The organism is Finegoldia sp. P3-F-LR (assembly GCF_052932165.1).
The window spans coordinates 60,467-76,959 of sequence record NZ_JBRFJE010000005.1 but is presented as its reverse complement, the minus strand read 5'-3'; the positions used below and the strand labels follow the sequence as shown (position 1 = coordinate 76,959).

17 protein-coding genes are annotated in these 16,493 nt (G+C 32.8%); 4 read left to right on the top strand and 13 right to left on the bottom strand.

All coding sequences use genetic code 11. The annotated features are described in order from the left end of the window. Positions 1-36: 36 nt before the first annotated feature. The 10 genes from ACU68U_RS03390 to ACU68U_RS03345 form a co-directional block, all read right to left on the bottom strand. A complete protein-coding gene (locus tag ACU68U_RS03390) occupies positions 37-1,056 on the bottom strand; it encodes a YveK family protein (RefSeq protein ID WP_446762756.1) in 1,020 nt (339 codons plus the stop codon). A 2-nt stretch (positions 1,057-1,058) separates the two neighbouring features. After that, positions 1,059-2,351: a hypothetical protein gene (locus tag ACU68U_RS03385; protein WP_278726465.1), complete on the bottom strand. Its 1,293-nt coding sequence runs from the start codon at positions 2,349-2,351 to the stop codon at positions 1,059-1,061. 59 nt (positions 2,352-2,410) lie between these two features. Beyond that, complete coding sequence (locus ACU68U_RS03380) at positions 2,411-3,352, bottom strand: 2-hydroxyacid dehydrogenase family protein (RefSeq protein ID WP_446762755.1); 942 nt, start codon at positions 3,350-3,352, stop codon at positions 2,411-2,413. After that, positions 3,352-4,143: a PHP domain-containing protein gene (locus ACU68U_RS03375; protein ID WP_316532521.1), complete on the bottom strand. Its 792-nt coding sequence runs from the start codon at positions 4,141-4,143 to the stop codon at positions 3,352-3,354. Before ACU68U_RS03375 ends, ACU68U_RS03380 begins: the two co-directional genes overlap by 1 nt. A 51-nt stretch (positions 4,144-4,194) precedes the next feature. Then, complete coding sequence (gene deoC, locus ACU68U_RS03370; protein ID WP_094224441.1) at positions 4,195-4,836, bottom strand: deoxyribose-phosphate aldolase; 642 nt, start codon at positions 4,834-4,836, stop codon at positions 4,195-4,197. A 1-nt stretch (position 4,837) separates the two neighbouring features. After that, on the bottom strand, positions 4,838-5,542 hold the full coding sequence (gene deoD, locus ACU68U_RS03365) for a purine-nucleoside phosphorylase (RefSeq protein ID WP_002835475.1): 705 nt from the start codon (positions 5,540-5,542) through the stop codon (positions 4,838-4,840). Positions 5,543-5,697: 155 nt separating this feature from the next. Then, positions 5,698-6,237: a ribosome hibernation-promoting factor, HPF/YfiA family gene (gene hpf / locus ACU68U_RS03360; RefSeq protein ID WP_278730659.1), complete on the bottom strand. Its 540-nt coding sequence runs from the start codon at positions 6,235-6,237 to the stop codon at positions 5,698-5,700. A 146-nt stretch (positions 6,238-6,383) separates the two neighbouring features. Further along, positions 6,384-6,647 carry a metal-sensing transcriptional repressor gene (locus ACU68U_RS03355; protein WP_002841343.1) on the bottom strand — a complete coding sequence of 88 codons (264 nt, stop codon included), beginning with the start codon at positions 6,645-6,647 and terminating at the stop codon, positions 6,384-6,386. After that, positions 6,647-6,847, bottom strand: a complete 201-nt coding sequence (locus tag ACU68U_RS03350) for a heavy-metal-associated domain-containing protein (RefSeq protein ID WP_278726470.1) — start codon at positions 6,845-6,847, stop codon at positions 6,647-6,649. Before ACU68U_RS03350 ends, ACU68U_RS03355 begins: the two co-directional genes overlap by 1 nt. Then, entirely contained in the window at positions 6,847-9,189 is a 2,343-nt protein-coding gene (locus tag ACU68U_RS03345; protein WP_446762754.1) for a heavy metal translocating P-type ATPase, read from the bottom strand. Before ACU68U_RS03345 ends, ACU68U_RS03350 begins: the two co-directional genes overlap by 1 nt. A 127-nt stretch (positions 9,190-9,316) precedes the next feature. On the opposite strand from ACU68U_RS03345, the gene ACU68U_RS03340 reads away from it, so the two are divergent. Further along, entirely contained in the window at positions 9,317-10,765 is a 1,449-nt protein-coding gene (locus ACU68U_RS03340) for a nicotinate phosphoribosyltransferase (protein WP_274983405.1), read from the top strand. Between the two features lie 79 nt (positions 10,766-10,844). On the opposite strand, the gene ACU68U_RS03335 is transcribed toward ACU68U_RS03340, so the two are convergent. Further along, positions 10,845-11,363 (bottom strand): adenine phosphoribosyltransferase, encoded by a 519-nt coding sequence (locus ACU68U_RS03335; protein ID WP_154272928.1) that lies wholly within the window; start codon positions 11,361-11,363, stop codon positions 10,845-10,847. 184 nt (positions 11,364-11,547) lie between these two features. On the opposite strand from ACU68U_RS03335, the gene ACU68U_RS03330 reads away from it, so the two are divergent. Then, on the top strand, positions 11,548-12,792 hold the full coding sequence (locus ACU68U_RS03330) for a hemolysin family protein (RefSeq protein WP_154254443.1): 1,245 nt from the start codon (positions 11,548-11,550) through the stop codon (positions 12,790-12,792). A gap of 270 nt (positions 12,793-13,062) precedes the next feature. Here the strand turns inward: ACU68U_RS03330 and ACU68U_RS03325 are convergent, their stop codons facing one another. Both ACU68U_RS03325 and ACU68U_RS03320 read right to left on the bottom strand, forming a co-directional pair. After that, positions 13,063-13,671 (bottom strand): ribonuclease H1 domain-containing protein, encoded by a 609-nt coding sequence (locus tag ACU68U_RS03325; protein ID WP_154254441.1) that lies wholly within the window; start codon positions 13,669-13,671, stop codon positions 13,063-13,065. Further along, positions 13,664-15,109 (bottom strand): alpha-amylase, encoded by a 1,446-nt coding sequence (locus ACU68U_RS03320; RefSeq protein ID WP_446762753.1) that lies wholly within the window; start codon positions 15,107-15,109, stop codon positions 13,664-13,666. Before ACU68U_RS03320 ends, ACU68U_RS03325 begins: the two co-directional genes overlap by 8 nt. Before the next feature lie 89 nt (positions 15,110-15,198). Here ACU68U_RS03320 and rlmB point away from each other — a divergent pair, with 89 nt between their 5' ends. Both rlmB and ACU68U_RS03310 read left to right on the top strand, forming a co-directional pair. Then, complete coding sequence (gene rlmB, locus ACU68U_RS03315; RefSeq protein ID WP_304115952.1) at positions 15,199-15,933, top strand: 23S rRNA (guanosine(2251)-2'-O)-methyltransferase RlmB; 735 nt, start codon at positions 15,199-15,201, stop codon at positions 15,931-15,933. Continuing rightward, a complete protein-coding gene (locus ACU68U_RS03310; protein ID WP_094205354.1) occupies positions 15,923-16,456 on the top strand; it encodes an NYN domain-containing protein in 534 nt (177 codons plus the stop codon). Before rlmB ends, ACU68U_RS03310 begins: the two co-directional genes overlap by 11 nt. Positions 16,457-16,493: the final 37 nt, after the last annotated feature.

Below are 16,493 nucleotides of genomic sequence, written 5' to 3'. Positions count from 1 at the left end.
AAACGCACCAGAATTTTCATTCTAATGCGTTTGGCTTTAAGCATATGGTAAATATTTTTTGTCTTCTGCATTGTATTTAGAGATTTCAACTGCTGCAATTGGATTAATTCCCAACGATTTTATTGCTTCCAATGTGTTTTTGATTTCTCCTAATCTTGAATCGTCTTTCTTGTAAAGTACGATTGCGTTTTGAATGTCTTTTGTCAAATCTGTAAGGTCTACCTTTTCTGAAATTGGACTTACAGCTGTAATTTTCTTATCGAAATTTGAATTGTATGCTTTGGCTAAATTTGCTGTGTTTTGATCAAAACTAAACACACCAACATTATCAAAACTATCTATTCTTCTGTTCAATAAGCTCAATGCGCTATTTGAACTTTCATTGTAATCATTTGAAAGTACGCTAACTGTTTCAAGTCCCAATTTGTTTTGCAATTGTTCTTTGCTGAAAATATTAGGATCTTTGTAATAAGAAGCGAATGCATATGCTAAACCTATTAACATTCCCAAAAACAATCCTATTACTATGTCCATTTTATTTACAAGTTGTTTTATTTTTTTCTTAGCATTAGGTGCATCAACGACTTGAATGTTATCTTTTTTCATCGTTTTTTTAGTCAAATCTGTAATAGCTTTTAATGATTCTTCCAATACTTTGTTAGTTTGTTCAGCGCTTTCACTTGAATATTCCATTTCAATAATTGATGTAGATGGAACGCTTTTTACTTTCAAATCTTTTCTTAAATCAGAAGAGCTAACACCATTTCCTACTTTTTCTGCTACTGTATCCAAAACAGAATTTGATTTAATCAACTGTTCAACATTTGAAACCAATTGTGTATTGATCATTGCGTCTACTTTGGAAACAACTGCTCCTTCTTTTTCAAAATCTTCTGGACTTCCCACCATTATTGAAACTTTTGATGAGTAAGAGTCCTTTCCCAAAACATTATTAAAAACATTTGTCAATAACGCACACACAAGCATTATTATTATAATGTGTGGCAATTTTCTAAGTATTGCTTGCCACGCTTCTTTTAAATTTAATTCTTCCAAGTTTATATCTCCTTAACTTTTTTATCTCTTTTACTCAATAACCACATTAAAATTATGCTCATAATCAATCCGTGATATAGAAGTCCTGTAAGTAAATCTACACTAATAAGATTGAACACAGGAACAATAGTTATTGCTATTGCTACCCACAAAGGCATTTTTTTGTATGAGATTTCATCCATAATTCCAATTAACCAACCAGTTATCGCAGAATAAGTTAACATTCCGTAAAAACCAAAGTTAGCGTATCCATTTGCAATGAATCCAGTATTTACCCAAGTATTTGGATGACCGTAATAAATCATCGAAATCAATGCTTGGATTGGATAATTATATGGATACAATCTTCCTCCAAATACCCAAGATTTGTCTGTCAAATACACGAAATCAATGTTTTTGAATGCATCATAATATCTGAAATGATTATCTGCAGTTACCATGAAAACACGTCTTACAATTACACTTATCGGTTGCCAATTATCAGTTATCAAATAAAAAGCTAAACACAAAAACGTAAGCCCCGCTAGTCCCATAGTCATTAAATTTCCAGTGTATTTGTTTCCCTTTACGATAGCTATAAAAATTACCAAAACCGGATAAAATAGCATTGACTTATGTGAAGTAAATCCAAAGAAAAATACTTGGCAAATCAATGTGATTACAGTTCCTAATTTTTTTCTATCCCAAAGGCAGAACACCAACAAAGTTGGGTTGATAATTTTACCATACCAGTTCATAAAATATGCAAATGGTCCTGGGAAGATTACTTCCGCGATTTCCCTTCTAGTGTCGTATACTTTTCTAAAATCGAAATTCAAATATTTTAGTCCGCCTCGCATTATTATCCAGGCAAACATCAATATTCCCACCAGTGCAAAAGCATAGACTATGAAATTTTCGTTGATTTTTTTATCCGAGAAAGATAATCTCAATTTCGGTGAATTAGCGAAAATTTGAATTGTATAAAACGATGCTATCAACATGTACATATATAATCTGGAGAAATCCTTATAAGGATATATATTTAAACATGGTATGATTATCAAAACATAAAATAGCATCAGATAAAAATCACTGACTCTCTCTACTTTATGCCTTATCGTATAACACATTATCACAACCAAAGCGTATGATTCTATCAATTTGTAAATATTTAAATTGTTCACAAGCCCCATGTACGAAAACAATGGACTTATCGCATAAGAATAGCTCAAATCCAAAAACAATTTAAACATCAATGATAAAAACACAAAAAACCCTTTTGATTGGAACAATGCTTTTATATCATCAGTCATAAATTCCCCTTTTCATTTTTTTACTAAATTAGTATACCATAATTAAACGCGATAATAAACTAATTTACTTTATTTTTAGGGATTTCTCCTTTTTTAAATTGCATAATATTATCAAAAGTAAATTCTCCCATTTGAACTCTCGCAAGTTTAGTTGCATTTCCCAAATGAGGCGCCAATAAAATATTCTTGGCATTTCTCAAATCTTCTGAAATTTTGGGCTCAAATTCGTACACATCCAATGCACAACCAGCAATTTCTCCATTATTTAATGCATTTATCAAATCTTGTTCGCTAATAACTTTGCCACGCGATGCGTTGATAAGATATGCTGATTTTTTCATTTTTGAGAATGCTTTTGCATCTATTAAGTGATGTAATTTTTCGCTATAAGCTGTGTGTAAAGTTATTACGTCACTGTTTTCAAGTAAATAATTTAAATCTACTTGCTTTGCCCCATCAACTTCTTTTTTGCTACGATTGTAGAATATCACATTCATATCGAAAGCTTTGGCTTTTCTCATAACTTCAGTTCCAATTCTTCCAAGTCCAATTATTCCCAAAGTTTTCCCTTCCAATGTTTCTCCCAAACCATACACAGGCTTCCATCCTTCAAATGAATCGTCATAACAATCAGAATTCATCTTGGTAATATTTCTGAGTAGATCTATCATCAAACCAAAAGTCAATTCTGCAGTTGATTTTGTAGATGCAGATGCAGGTGCGTTTGTGACAATTATTCCTTTTTCTTTTGCGTAATCAATGTCAACATTATCAAAACCAGCGCCATAATTTGCAATTATTTTCAAATTTTTAGCTGCATCGATAATTTCTGAATCGATTTTTTCACTCAAAGGACACACTAATCCTTCGACATCTTTTATTCTAGTTTTCAATTCTTCTTTTGACAAAAAGTCCAAACTATCGTGATAATCTACTTCAAAATTCTCTTCGTATTTTTTTATAATTTCTTCAGGGATTCTATTAGTAATCAAAACTTTCATTACATATCCTCCATTTTAATAGTTGTCATATTTCTATTTTCAAACATCGCCAAATACTTTGCATCCACGCTTTTTAATAATTTGAAAGCATCATCAAAGTGATATCTGTAATAATTTTCATAGTGTGCATCGCTACCAACTGAGAATAATTTGCCCTTCATTTTTACGTATTTTTTGAGCGCAAATGTGTAATACTCTAAGTTGTCGTATTGGTACACACTTCTAGTGTTAAGCTCCAAGGCTTTTTCATCATTAATGAGTTCTGCAAAAACTTTTGTCAAGTATTCATCTACAATGTCCATATTTTTAGATTCCAATTTATTAAGTCTTAATGCGTAATCAATGTGTGTTAACACATCAAAATCTTTGAAATTATTCACAGCTTCCAGCATTTTTTCAAAATAATTTGTAAGAAACTCTCTTTGAGAATAATCTTCTGGCTTTGGATTCATAAAATCTTTGCCTCCATATTGATGAACTGACAGAAGTTGAATGTCATAATCTCTGCCATTAACAGTTTTTATTATCTTATCCAAATTCTCAGTTGTGTATCCTATTTCTATTCCTTTTAAGATTTTTTGTGAACTTTTTTGGTTGTGTTCTTCAATCACTTTTACGTATTTGTCATAATCAATGTCCACATCCTCAACTCTACCATCATTATAGGTAAATCCATAATCCAAGTGTTCGGTTGTGATAATGTCACCTTTGACAAGTTTCAAATAATTCTCAAATTTTTCTTTACTATCGAATGAAAATTCCGTATGACAATGTTGATCTCTATAATACATATTACTCCTTAAATGAACGAAAAGATGCTAAATAACTAGCATCTTTTACAATTATCCTTCTACTATTTTAATACCGCTTGATGCTCCGATTCTATCTGCTCCATTTTCTATCATAGATAAAGCTTCTTCTCTAGAATGAATTCCACCACTTGCCTTTACCATAGCTTTGTCTCCAACAGTATCTTTCATCAATTTGACATCTTCTACTTTTGCCCCGCCTGTTGAAAAACCTGTAGAAGTCTTCACGAAATCAGCGCCGCACTTCACGGAGATTTCACAAGCTTTTTTCTTTTCTTCATCAGTTAATAAACAAGTTTCGATGATTACTTTCAAAACTTTTCCTTTTGTAGCATCTCTTACAGCTTGGATGTCCTTTTCGACATAATCATAATCTTTTTCTTTTAATTTGCCGATATTGATAACCATGTCGATTTCATCTGCACCATCTTCGATTGCTGTCTTTGCTTCAAAAGCTTTTGATTTGATGCTCATAGCTCCAAGTGGAAATCCCACAACAGTGCACACCAAAACATTTGAATTTTCCAAAGACTTTTTGACCAAAGATGTGTAACAAGAATTTACACACACGCTTTTAAAATCGTATTTAACTGCTTCATCGCAGATTTTTTTGATGTCAGCTGATGTTGCATCTGCTTTTAATAAAGTATGGTCGATATATTTATTTAATTCCATATTATTCACCTAATTCTAATGCAATTTCCATCATTTTTGTAAATGATGTTTGTCTTTCTTCAGGAGTAGTTTGCTTATCTGAATGGAATGAGTCAGAAATTGTCAAAATAGTCAAAGCTCTTGCGTTGTTTGCTTTTGCTGTCAAATACAATCCGTAGCTTTCCATTTCAACTGCTAACACGCCCATTTTTTCCCATTTTTTCCATTCTTCAGATTTTTGGTTGTAGAAAATATCTGCTGAAAATACATTTCCAACATGAACGTCTATGTTTTTTTCTTCTGCAACATTTACTGCTTTTCTCAACAAATCATAATCACAAATCGCTGAAAAAGTTCCTTCCAAATCGAATTGGTGAGCAAAATTGGAATCTGAACAACTTCCCATTGCTATTACGACATCGTACAAATCAAGGTCTTTGCTGTAAGCTCCTGCTGAACCAATTCTAATAAGATTTTCTACTCCGTATTCGTTGATAAGTTCGTAAGAATAAATTCCTATAGATGGAATTCCCATTCCAGTTCCCATAACAGAAATTTCTTTTCCTTTGTATTTTCCAGTGTATCCGAACATATTTCTAACTGCGTTGAATTGTTTTACATCTTCCAAGAAATTATCTGCAATAAATTTAGCTCTCAATGGATCTCCTGGCAATAAAACTGTTTTTGCGATGTCTCCTTTTTTCGCTTCGATATGTGGTGTTGACATAATAGCCTCCTAATAATTTACAATGACAACCTCAAAAATTTTTCTGATATATTTTTGATTGCATTTTTTCTTAAACTGATTTTAACATTATTTCCACTTAAATAAGAGAGAAATCCTGTTTCTCTCTTATTATATCATCAATTTGAACATTTTTGCTATTTTTCAAATCCTGGAACTAATAATCCGTAGTTGCCATCTTTTCTCTTGTAAACAACATTTACATTATTAGTTTTTGAATCCAAGAACACGAAGAAATCATGATTGATTAATTCCATTTGCATGATAGCTTCTTCCTTGTCCATTGGTTTGATTCCAAATTCTTTTGTCTTAACGATTGCACCTGTTGGTATTTCTTTGTCGTTGTTTTCTTCAACAGCTTCAAATCTTATTGAATTACTTTCTGTAAATCTCTTTTGTAATTTTGTTTTGTGTTTTCTTATTTGTCTTGCTAACGCGTCTTCAACTTTGTCGATAGCTGTTTTAATATCTTCGTTGGATTCTTCCGCTCTTAAAACAACTCCTTTATCTAAAATCATAGTGACTTCAACTCTCGCTTTGTCTTTTTCTTTTTTGAATACTACACGAGCTTGTTGTTCGTCATGGAAATATTTATCTAACTTGTGTAATTTAGATTCTGCCATTTGTTTCAAATCATCAGTTAATTTGATATCTTTTGTTACATAATTAAGTTTCATAAAATTCCTCCTGTTTATGAATTAAGAAATAATTTCTTATTTTCTTATTCTATATATACCCAATTTACGTTTTTGCAAACGATACTAATCACTATATCAAAAAAACTTCCCCTTACAAATTTTCATTTGCTCTGGGGAAGTCTTCATTATTTGATATATTTGTCAATAATGTTGATTACTTCTTCGATTTTTTCATCTGCATTATCATTTTCTATTGCATGTTTAACGCATGTTCGCATATGTCCGTTTAAAATGTCGATGTTCGCTTTTTTCAATTGACCAATACAACTCAAAATCTGAGTGGAAATATCCACACAATATCTGTCCTCTTCAATCATATTTACAATCGCATCGAGTTGTCCACGAACAGTTTTGATTTTTTTGAGGGCTTTTTGTTTGTGCTCTGTCATTATTTCACAGTAGCCTCAAATCCTATTTCATCAATTGCTTTAATGATATCAGCTTCGTTAAAATCTCCTTCTACTACCGCTTTTTTGTCATCAAGATTTACATTGACATCTGTCACACCTTCTACAGATTTACAAGCTTTTGTCACTGATTCTACGCAATGATTGCACACCATATCCAATACTTCAAATTCTTTTTTCATTATTTTTCCTCCTTAAAATTTTTGATTCTTAACGAATTTGTAACTACGGTTACCGAACTGAACGCCATTGCAGCACCTGCTATCATTGGATTCAAAAATCCAAATGCAGCAATCGGAATACCAACAACATTGTAGAAAAACGCCCAGAACAAATTCTGTTTTATTGTTTTTATTACTCTGTGACTTAATCTAATCGCAGTATTAACTTTATTTAAATCGCCATTTATAATTGTGATGTCACTCGCCTCAATCGCAACATCTGTACCAGTTCCTATAGAAAAACCAACATCACTTGTCGCTAACGCTGGAGCATCATTTATTCCATCTCCAACCATTCCGACTTTTTTGCCCTTGTTTTTCAATTCTAATACTTTGTCTGATTTGTCTTTTGGCAAACATTCTGCAATAACATGGTCAATGTTCGCTTTTTCTGCAATATGTTTTGCAGTATTTTCGCTATCACCAGTTATCATATATACATCGATATTATTGTCTTTTAATTTTGCAACGGCTTTTGGTGATGATTCTTTTATTTTATCTGCAATCAAAATATATCCGTAAAATCCGTCGTTTTTCCCAACAAGAACAACTGTATTTCCTTGAGATTGATATTTTTGAATATCTACATTGACATCAATATTATTGTCTCTCATCAATTTCTCATTGCCAATATAGTAATCGTCACTATTTATTTTAGCTGAAAGTCCTTTACCGGTAATCGAATCAAAATCTTCAACTTTATAGAAATCCGAACTATTTTTTTCATATTCTTTAACCACGGCATCTGCAAGTGGGTGTTCCGAGTTTTTTTCAATTGAGGACACAATTTTCAAGAAATCCGCATCTTCTGATTTGTAATCTACAACTTCTGGCTTTCCATTTGTTATTGTTCCCGTTTTGTCCAAAATAACTGCATCTATTTTGTTCGCAGTTTCCAAAACTTCTGCGCTTTTTATCAAAATTCCTAGCTCTGCACCTTTGCCACTTCCTACCATAATGGCTGTCGGAGTTGCAAGTCCCAATGAACAAGGACACGCTATTACAAGAACTGAAACTGAATTTAACAACGCCCTGTCGAATTGTTTTGTCACAAAATAAGTGATGGCGAATGTAATCACAGCGATTACAATAACAATGGGTACAAAAACAGATGAAATCTTGTCTGCTAGTCTTTGGATTGGTGCTTTGTTGGATTGTGCATCTTCCACTAATTTCACGATTTGACTTAGAACTGTATCTTCGCCAATTTTTTTCGCTTCAAATACAAATGATCCATTTTTATTAATCGTAGAGCCAATGCATTCATCTCCAACTTGTTTTTGTACAGGCATCGATTCTCCAGTAATCATAGATTCATCAATCGATGAGCTTCCTTCAATTATAATCCCATCAACAGCGATTTTCTCACCTGGTTTTACGAGGATTTTATCTCCAACCATAACATCCTCAATATCCGTTTCAATCGTCTCACCATTTTTAATTACGTTCGCTTTTTTCGCTTGGAGTCCCATTAATTTACTTATAGCATCAGTAGTTCTAGTCTTCGCTCTTTTTTCGAAAACTTTTCCGAGTAAAATCAAAGTGATAACAACAGCAGACGATTCAAAATACAATTGGTCAGATCCTATTAATACGTGATAAATCGAGTAGAAGTAGGCAGCACTTGTTCCCAATGCTATTAGAACATCCATGTTTGCTCCTCCGCCTCTCAATGATTTGTATGCATTCACATAATATCTTCTTCCAATGTAGAATTGAACCACAGTTGCCAACGCCCATTGAAAATATCCATTACTTAAAATCGTGTGAACTCCAGCCATGTGAAAAAACATCGCTGAAAATAAAGGAATTGAAAAAATCGCAGAAATTATAAAATCACGTTTCAATTTTTCGTATTCAGTAATATTTTTTTCGTTAGCTATTTTATTGTCTGTTTTTATTTCTGCAGAATATCCTGCTTTGTCAACTAATCTTTTTACTTCAGAATTAGTCTTGTATCCTTCATAAAAACTAACCGTAAGTGAGTTTTGCAACAAATTCACGTTAACATCTTTGAAATTATTTTTGTTCAAAACTTTTTCAATTCTAGATGCACATGACTGACAGCTCATTCCTTCGATATCAAACTTCGATGTCTTTACCGGAACATCATACCCTGCTTTTTTTATTTTGCCTACGATAGTTTCTATATCGTATCCTTCTTTTAATTTCAAATATGCGTATTCTTGAAGTAAGTTCACGTTAACTGTGTCGATGTATTCGTATTTACTTAAAACTTTTTCTATTCTAGCCGCACATGATTCACAGCTCATGCCTTGTATTTTTAATTTTATTTCTTCCATTTTTTCTCCTTTTTTTCTCCTTTCTACCCCCCCTACTGGTGGTATGGTTATTGTATAATATTTAAAATACTTTGTCAAGGATTTGGATTTGGATTATAATATTCATAATAAAATATGGAGGCAGATTATGGATTGGAAAAATTATGAAAATTTAAGCATGTTATCTGATTTCTACGAATTTACAATGATGAATGGATATTTGGAAAATAATATGGAAGATGAGTATGCTTATTTTGATTTGTATTTTAGAAGAATTCCAGACAACGGAGGATTTGTTATCGTTGCGGGATTAGAAGAAGTGGTTAAATATATTCAAAATTTGAAGTTTGACGAAAAAGACATCGAATATTTCAAGAGCAAGAATATGTTCAGCGAAAAATTCTTAGATTATCTTAGAAATTTCAAATTTGAATGCGATGTGTGGGCAATGCCTGAAGGTTCGGTTGCATTTCCTAATGAACCTTTGATGATAGTTCGTGGACCTGCTCCACAAGCACAATTGATAGAAACTTTTGCACTTTTGTCAATCAATCATCAATCATTGATTGCGACTAAGACGAATAGAATAGTTCACGCAGCTGAAGGAAGAGTTGTGATGGAATTTGGCGCAAGACGTGCACAAGGTGTTGATGCTACAGTTCTTGGTGCAAGAGCTGCTTTCATAGGCGGTGCTACTGCTACAAGCAATACTTTGACAGATATCACTTACGATGTTCCTGCTTTTGGTACAATGGCCCATTCATGGATTATGATGTTTGATTCAGAATACGAAGCATTCAAAAAATATGCCGAAATTTTCCCAAATTCTTGTTCACTTTTAGTGGACACTTACAACGTTTTAAAATCAGGTGTTCCTAATGCTATAAAGGTTTTCGACGAAGTTTTGAAACCTCGTGGAATTAAAAATATGTCTATTAGAATTGACAGTGGTGACCTTGCTTATTTATCAAAACAAGCGCGTAAGATGTTGGATGATGCTGGATATGAAAACTGTCAAATCATGGCAAGTAATTCACTTGATGAATACACAATTTCTGATTTGATTGAACAAGGAGCAAAACTAGATGGATTTGGCGTTGGTGAAAGATTAATAACTGCAAAATCAGATCCAGTTTTAGGTGGCGTGTACAAATTATGTGCAGTTGAAAAACCTAACGGAGAAATCATTCCTAAAATTAAAATCAGTGAAAATATCGAAAAAATCACAACTCCTGCATTCAAAACAGTTTACAGAATTTACGACAAGAGTAGCGGCAAAGCAGAAGCCGATTTGATAACTCTTCACGATGAAAAAATCGACGAATCAAAAGATTTGGAAATCTTCCACCCTATTCACACTTGGAAGAGAAAAACATTAACCAACTTCACAACAAAAGAATTATTGGTTAGAGTATTTGATAAGGGAGAATTGGTGTACGAGCTTCCAACATTAGATAAAATAATCGAAAGAAAAAATGAACAAATTGCTGAGCAATGGGAAGAAGTAAAAAGATTTGAACATCCTCATTTGTTCCACGTCGATTTGTCACAAAAATTGTGGGATATAAAATACAATTTATTGATGCAAAGCAAATAGTAAATTTAGCATAACCATAAAATTTTGGTTGTGCTTTTTTTGCAATTAAAAATCCACATGCATGACATGTGGATAAGATTTAGATATCGTATTGTACTAAAGTATTGATGTAATAATTTTTGTTAACATCTCTTCCGCCAAGTTCAGTAAGTTCAATCAAAAATTCCATAGCAGTGATTTCGCCACCGTTTTTTTCAACTAACTTAGCTACTGCATTCACAGTTCCACCTGTTGCCAATAAGTCGTCAACTATAGCAACTTTGTCGCCTTCATAAATCGCGTCTCTGTGTACTTCTAATTTGTCGGTACCATATTCCAAATCATAAGAATACTCTGACACTTCTCCAGGAAGTTTTCCAGGTTTTCTAACAGGAACAAATCTAACTCCAAGCGCATATGCTACAGCTGAGCCGAACAAGAATCCTCTAGCTTCTGGAGCTGCTATCACAGTTATTCCTTTGTCTTTTAAATCTTCTACCATAAGGTCTACTGCGTATTTGTAGGCTTCTTTGTCGTTTAACAATGTAGTAATATCTTTGAATGAAATTCCTTCTTTTGGAAATCCGTCTATAACTCTAATTTTTTCTTTTAAATCCATTTTCATCACCGTTTCTTTTTTACTGTATTATCTACATCTATAGTATACCATATTGTGAGATTTGTTTGTTGTTAAATTATTTTTAGTTTTCTAAATCGTTATGTTTTTTATTTAAAAATTTTGTCAAAATATTTTATTTACAACTATATTTATATATGTTACGATATGTTTGGAGAGTGATGTAATGGACAGTTCGAGTGTCTCGCAAATAATTGCGTTAGTGTTCTTGGTTGCAATGTCCGCCGTATTTTCATCAAGTGAAACGGCGATAACATCTGTAAGCAAAATAAAAGTTCGACAATTAGACCAAAAAGATAACAAAAATGCACATTTACTGAAGAAACTGCACGATAATATGCAAACTACCATATCTACTATTTTGATTGGTAACAACATTGTAAATATCGCAGCGAGTTCTATAGCTACAATTTTATTCACAAATATTTTTCATCAAAACGGAGCTTTGATATCTACAGTTGTAATGACTGTTTTTGTGTTGATTTTTGGAGAGGTTTTACCAAAAACAATTGCACAATACAAAAACAAATCCGTAGCATTAAAGTTTTCAAGGTTTATTTATTTTCTGACTTTAGTTTTCAAACCAATTGTAAAAGTATTAAACCTCTTAACTCGTTTGATAATCAAACTTTTTGTTGGCGAAGATGAGGATAGTTCGACACTTACCGAAGAAGAACTAAAAACTTTGGTGGAAGTTAGTGAAGAAGAAGGCGTACTGAAAAATCAAGAAACTGAAATCATGATAAATGCGTTGGAATTAAAGGAAACTCTAGCAGTTGATATTATGACTCCAAGAACTAGCATGGCATCAGTTGATATTGAAGATGCAGAGAGTGATTTGAAGGAAATCATCAAAAATATTACTTATTCTAGAATTCCAGTCTATGAAGGCAGCATCGACGATATTATAGGCGTTCTTCACATAAAAGAATTAGCGCACAAAATCATCGAAGATGACCGAGATTTTAAAGTCAGAGATATCCTAAAACCAGCATTTTATGCTTATGAATACATTCCAGTAGTGGATTTGTTCAAACAAATGAGAACTAAAAATATTTCCATCAGTATAATTATCGATGAGTACGGTGGAACTAGTGGAATTGTAACGATGGAAGATATCTTAGAAGAACTTGTCGGAGAAATCGACGATGAATACGACAACGAAAAAGAAGTAACTAAACTTAGCGACAATGAATACTTAGTCGATCCTGAAATGAGAATTGATGAAGTAAACGAAAGATTTGACCTTGACATTCAAAGCGACAAATTCGATTCAATCGGAGGATTTGTAATAGAATTATTGGACAGAATGCCCAAATCAAAAGATGAGGTTGAATTTGAAAACTTGAAATTCGTCGTAGTTAATGTTGATAAAAGAAAAATTACACAACTAATGATAATATTCAAATAATTTACTCTCACGAGATTCGTGAGAGTTTTTTTGTGGGAAAAGTTCCAAATATAATAACATAAACAAAAAGTAGAAAATCATTTTTGCACGAACATCTGACTACATAAATTGGCGATTTCAAAATCTCGAACTACTAAAATCCAAAACTCAAGCAAGGCTCTCAAACAGTTGGATTTTTTAACGTAGTTCTTCGATGAGAAATCACAACAATTTATTCCGTATGATATTCTTAGCAAAAATGTAATCTACTTTAATTTTTTTAATATTTTATTATTTCCCTATTCCCAACGCCTCTTTTGCCAATTCATCAGCCATATCGTTATAAGTATCGTTGGAGTGACCTTTAACTTTGACGAAATTAATATCGATTTGAGGCTTTATTTCGTCAATAAATTTCTTGTAGCTTTTGGTTAAATAATTGTTTGTTTTCCAGTCGCCATTAGCCCAGCTTTCAATCCCTTGATAATCATAAAAAATCGTGATTTTGTTCATTTTAAGTTCGACTGCTTTTTTAATTGCAAATACCGACCCACTTACTTCTCCCGATACATTTCTATGCGTTGAGAATTCTGATTTGGGAAATTTTTGATTGAATTTGTCGATTTTACCATTGTGAAACAACACACAACCAAAACTATATTCTCCCGTATCTTTTTTAAATGATCCATCTACATAAGCCACACACTCATTTTCATTTAAGCTATCAATTGACGCTACTTTTTTATTATCTTCGCCATTTATAAAATTATCTGCCTCTTCTTTTGTCTTAAAAGATTTGAAAATCGCTCCCTTAAAACCATTTACTTGTTGTTGGCACTCTGACCAACTATTGTATATCCCCGGATTTTTCCCAATTTTTACTGCATAAAATTTACTCATTACATACCCACACGCTCAAAGTTCCAGCTCCCACTTCAAAATCTCCGAATCCTTCATCATCGATTACAATTTCATTAGAATTTGTTCCAGTGATTTCCGTATACTTTTTACCTGCATTTTCCTTTCCTACATTCATTCTCAAAGTGTTGATGTCACCCGTGCTGATTACAACAGCCATTGGATTGTGAAAATCATCACCGTGTCTAATCCAACCTATCAAATTTTCACTTTCCATATAATCTGTCTGTTCTCCAAATGCGTAGTGTTTTCTGATGTACATCAAATTGTCTATAATATCCTTTTGCCCTTCGATATTAAATTCTCCACCTATTTTACAATAATCACCGTAAAACACGCAAGGATATCCATCTTTTCTTAGTAAAATCAAACCGTACGCAATCTTTTTGAACCAAGGTTCTACAAATGATTCCAACGATTGACCAGGTTCGCTGTCGTGATTATCCACGAATGTAACCGCAATTGCCGGATGTTCTTTTACCAAAGTATTGTCGAAAATTTTTCTCATATCAAATTTATCGCCCATTTTCGATGCAGAATACATATTAAAATGAAGTGCCACATCGAACAAATCCACATCGTATTTCGTATCGTACAAATAATGATTAGTGTTGTCCTTATCTTGTAACCAATATTCACCGAAAAAATAAAAATCGCGATTTGCAACCTTTTGTATATGCTTTGTGAATTCAATTATAAATTCATCGTCAATGTGTTTAAGCGCGTCGTATCTGAAGCCGTCCACATTAATATAATTCACAAACCATTCTCCCCATCTAAAAAGCTCAGCTTTAACATCAGGATTTTTGTGGTCAATATCTGCAAACATCAAATAATCGAAATTTCCTTTTTCGTTGGAAACATTCTCGCTAAATCCTTTGTTTTCTCCAGCGATTTCAAAGATTCCTTTCTTTTGTTGTTTGTTATCAAAGTCAACTCCATTAAAATGTTGAAAATGCCACACGAACTCAGAATATTTTCCATTCCTACCCTTGAAATCAAAGCCAGTCCATCCCTCAATATCATAAGCATCAGTGATTCTTTTCATCCTGTTGTTAGGATCCACTTCATAAGCCTTAAAAGTTTCTGAGAAATCAGCTCCAGCTTTGTGATTAAGAATTACATCTGCGTAAACTTTTATATCATTTTCGTGCAAAACTTCAATTAATTTTTTCAATTCTTCTACAGTTCCGTATTTTGTGCAAACAGATCCTTTCTGATCAAATTCTCCCAAATCGTACAAATCATACACACCATAGCCAACATCATTTGTCCCTGTCGCTTTAAACATTGGAGCAAGCCACAACGAATCAATCCCTTTTTCTTTTAAATTCTTCGCTTCTTTCGTCAAATTTTTATAATAATTTCCATCGTCTGGCAAGTACCATTCAAAAGCTTGCATCATTATTTCGTTTCCCATTTGTTCCCCCTATTAATTGTAAGAAATTGCTTTATATTGTATAATCTAATAAGATTATAACATTAAAATGATAAGAATAAGGAGAATAAATGCAATATTTAGTCGGTAGAAATCCTGTTATGGAAGCTTTGGAAATGGATATGGGAGTAACCAATATATACATACAAAAAGGCGAATTAAAAGGATTTATTAAAAAAATAGAAAAAAAAGCTTACGATATGGGAATAAAAGTCGAATACGTCGATAAAAAATACATCGAAAAATTCGCAGAGAACACTGCTCATCAAGGCGTTATGGCAAAAATGCCAAGTTTTGGTTATTCAAGCGTTGATGAAATGATAATTTACGCCAAAAAAATAAATGAAGATCCTTTTTTGATAATTTTGGACGAAATCACAGATCCTCACAATTTGGGATCCATCATCAGGACTGCAGAAGTTGCTGGATGCCACGGAGTTATAATTCCAAAACATCGCGCATGTGAAGTAAATGCAACTGCAATTAAAACAAGTGCAGGAGCTGTTTTTAATATCAAAATCGCACGTGTAACCAATATAACCACGACAATTAATTATTTAAAAGAACATAACATTTGGATTTACGGAGCCTGTGGAGAAGCTTCACAAACTCACACACAAGCTAACTTGAAAGGACCTATTGGTCTTGTAATTGGAAACGAGGGCAAGGGTATTTCGAGATTAGTCAGAGAAAACTGTGATCAGTTAATTAAAATCCCTATGTATGGAAAAACAGAATCACTCAATGCATCAAATGCTGCGAGTATTCTAATTTATGAAATCATACGCCAAAGGTATGAAAAATAAACAGATTTATCTTTATGTCGATGGTTATAATATAATTAACGCTTGGCCGAATTTGTACAAATTATCAAATGACGTGGACTTGGACAGTGCCCGTGAAGAGCTCATTGATATAATGAAAGAATATCAAAATCTAAGCGGCGAACAAGTTTATGTGGTTTTTGATGCGTATCTTGTAAAAGGTGGAATGAGCATCGAAGAAAAACGCGATAATTTGACGGTGGTTTATACAAAGGAACACGAATCTGCTGACCGATACATTGAAAGAAAAGTCAACGATATGAAAAAGCACGACAAAATGTATGTGGCTAGTAACGATGGAATGATTCAAAGAATTATTTTATCGCGTGGAGGTATCAGAATTAGTGCCAATGAACTTTGGAAAAATTATCTAACTTTAAAAGAAAACCTCAGAAGATCTAAGCTAAGGAAAAGAAAACAATCTACTGAAAATATTGTTACTATAGATGATGAAATTTATCAACAATTAGAAAAACTTCAAGATGAAATAAAAAAACAAAACTAGGTTATGTGACCTAGTTTTGTTTTTTTAACATAAGGAG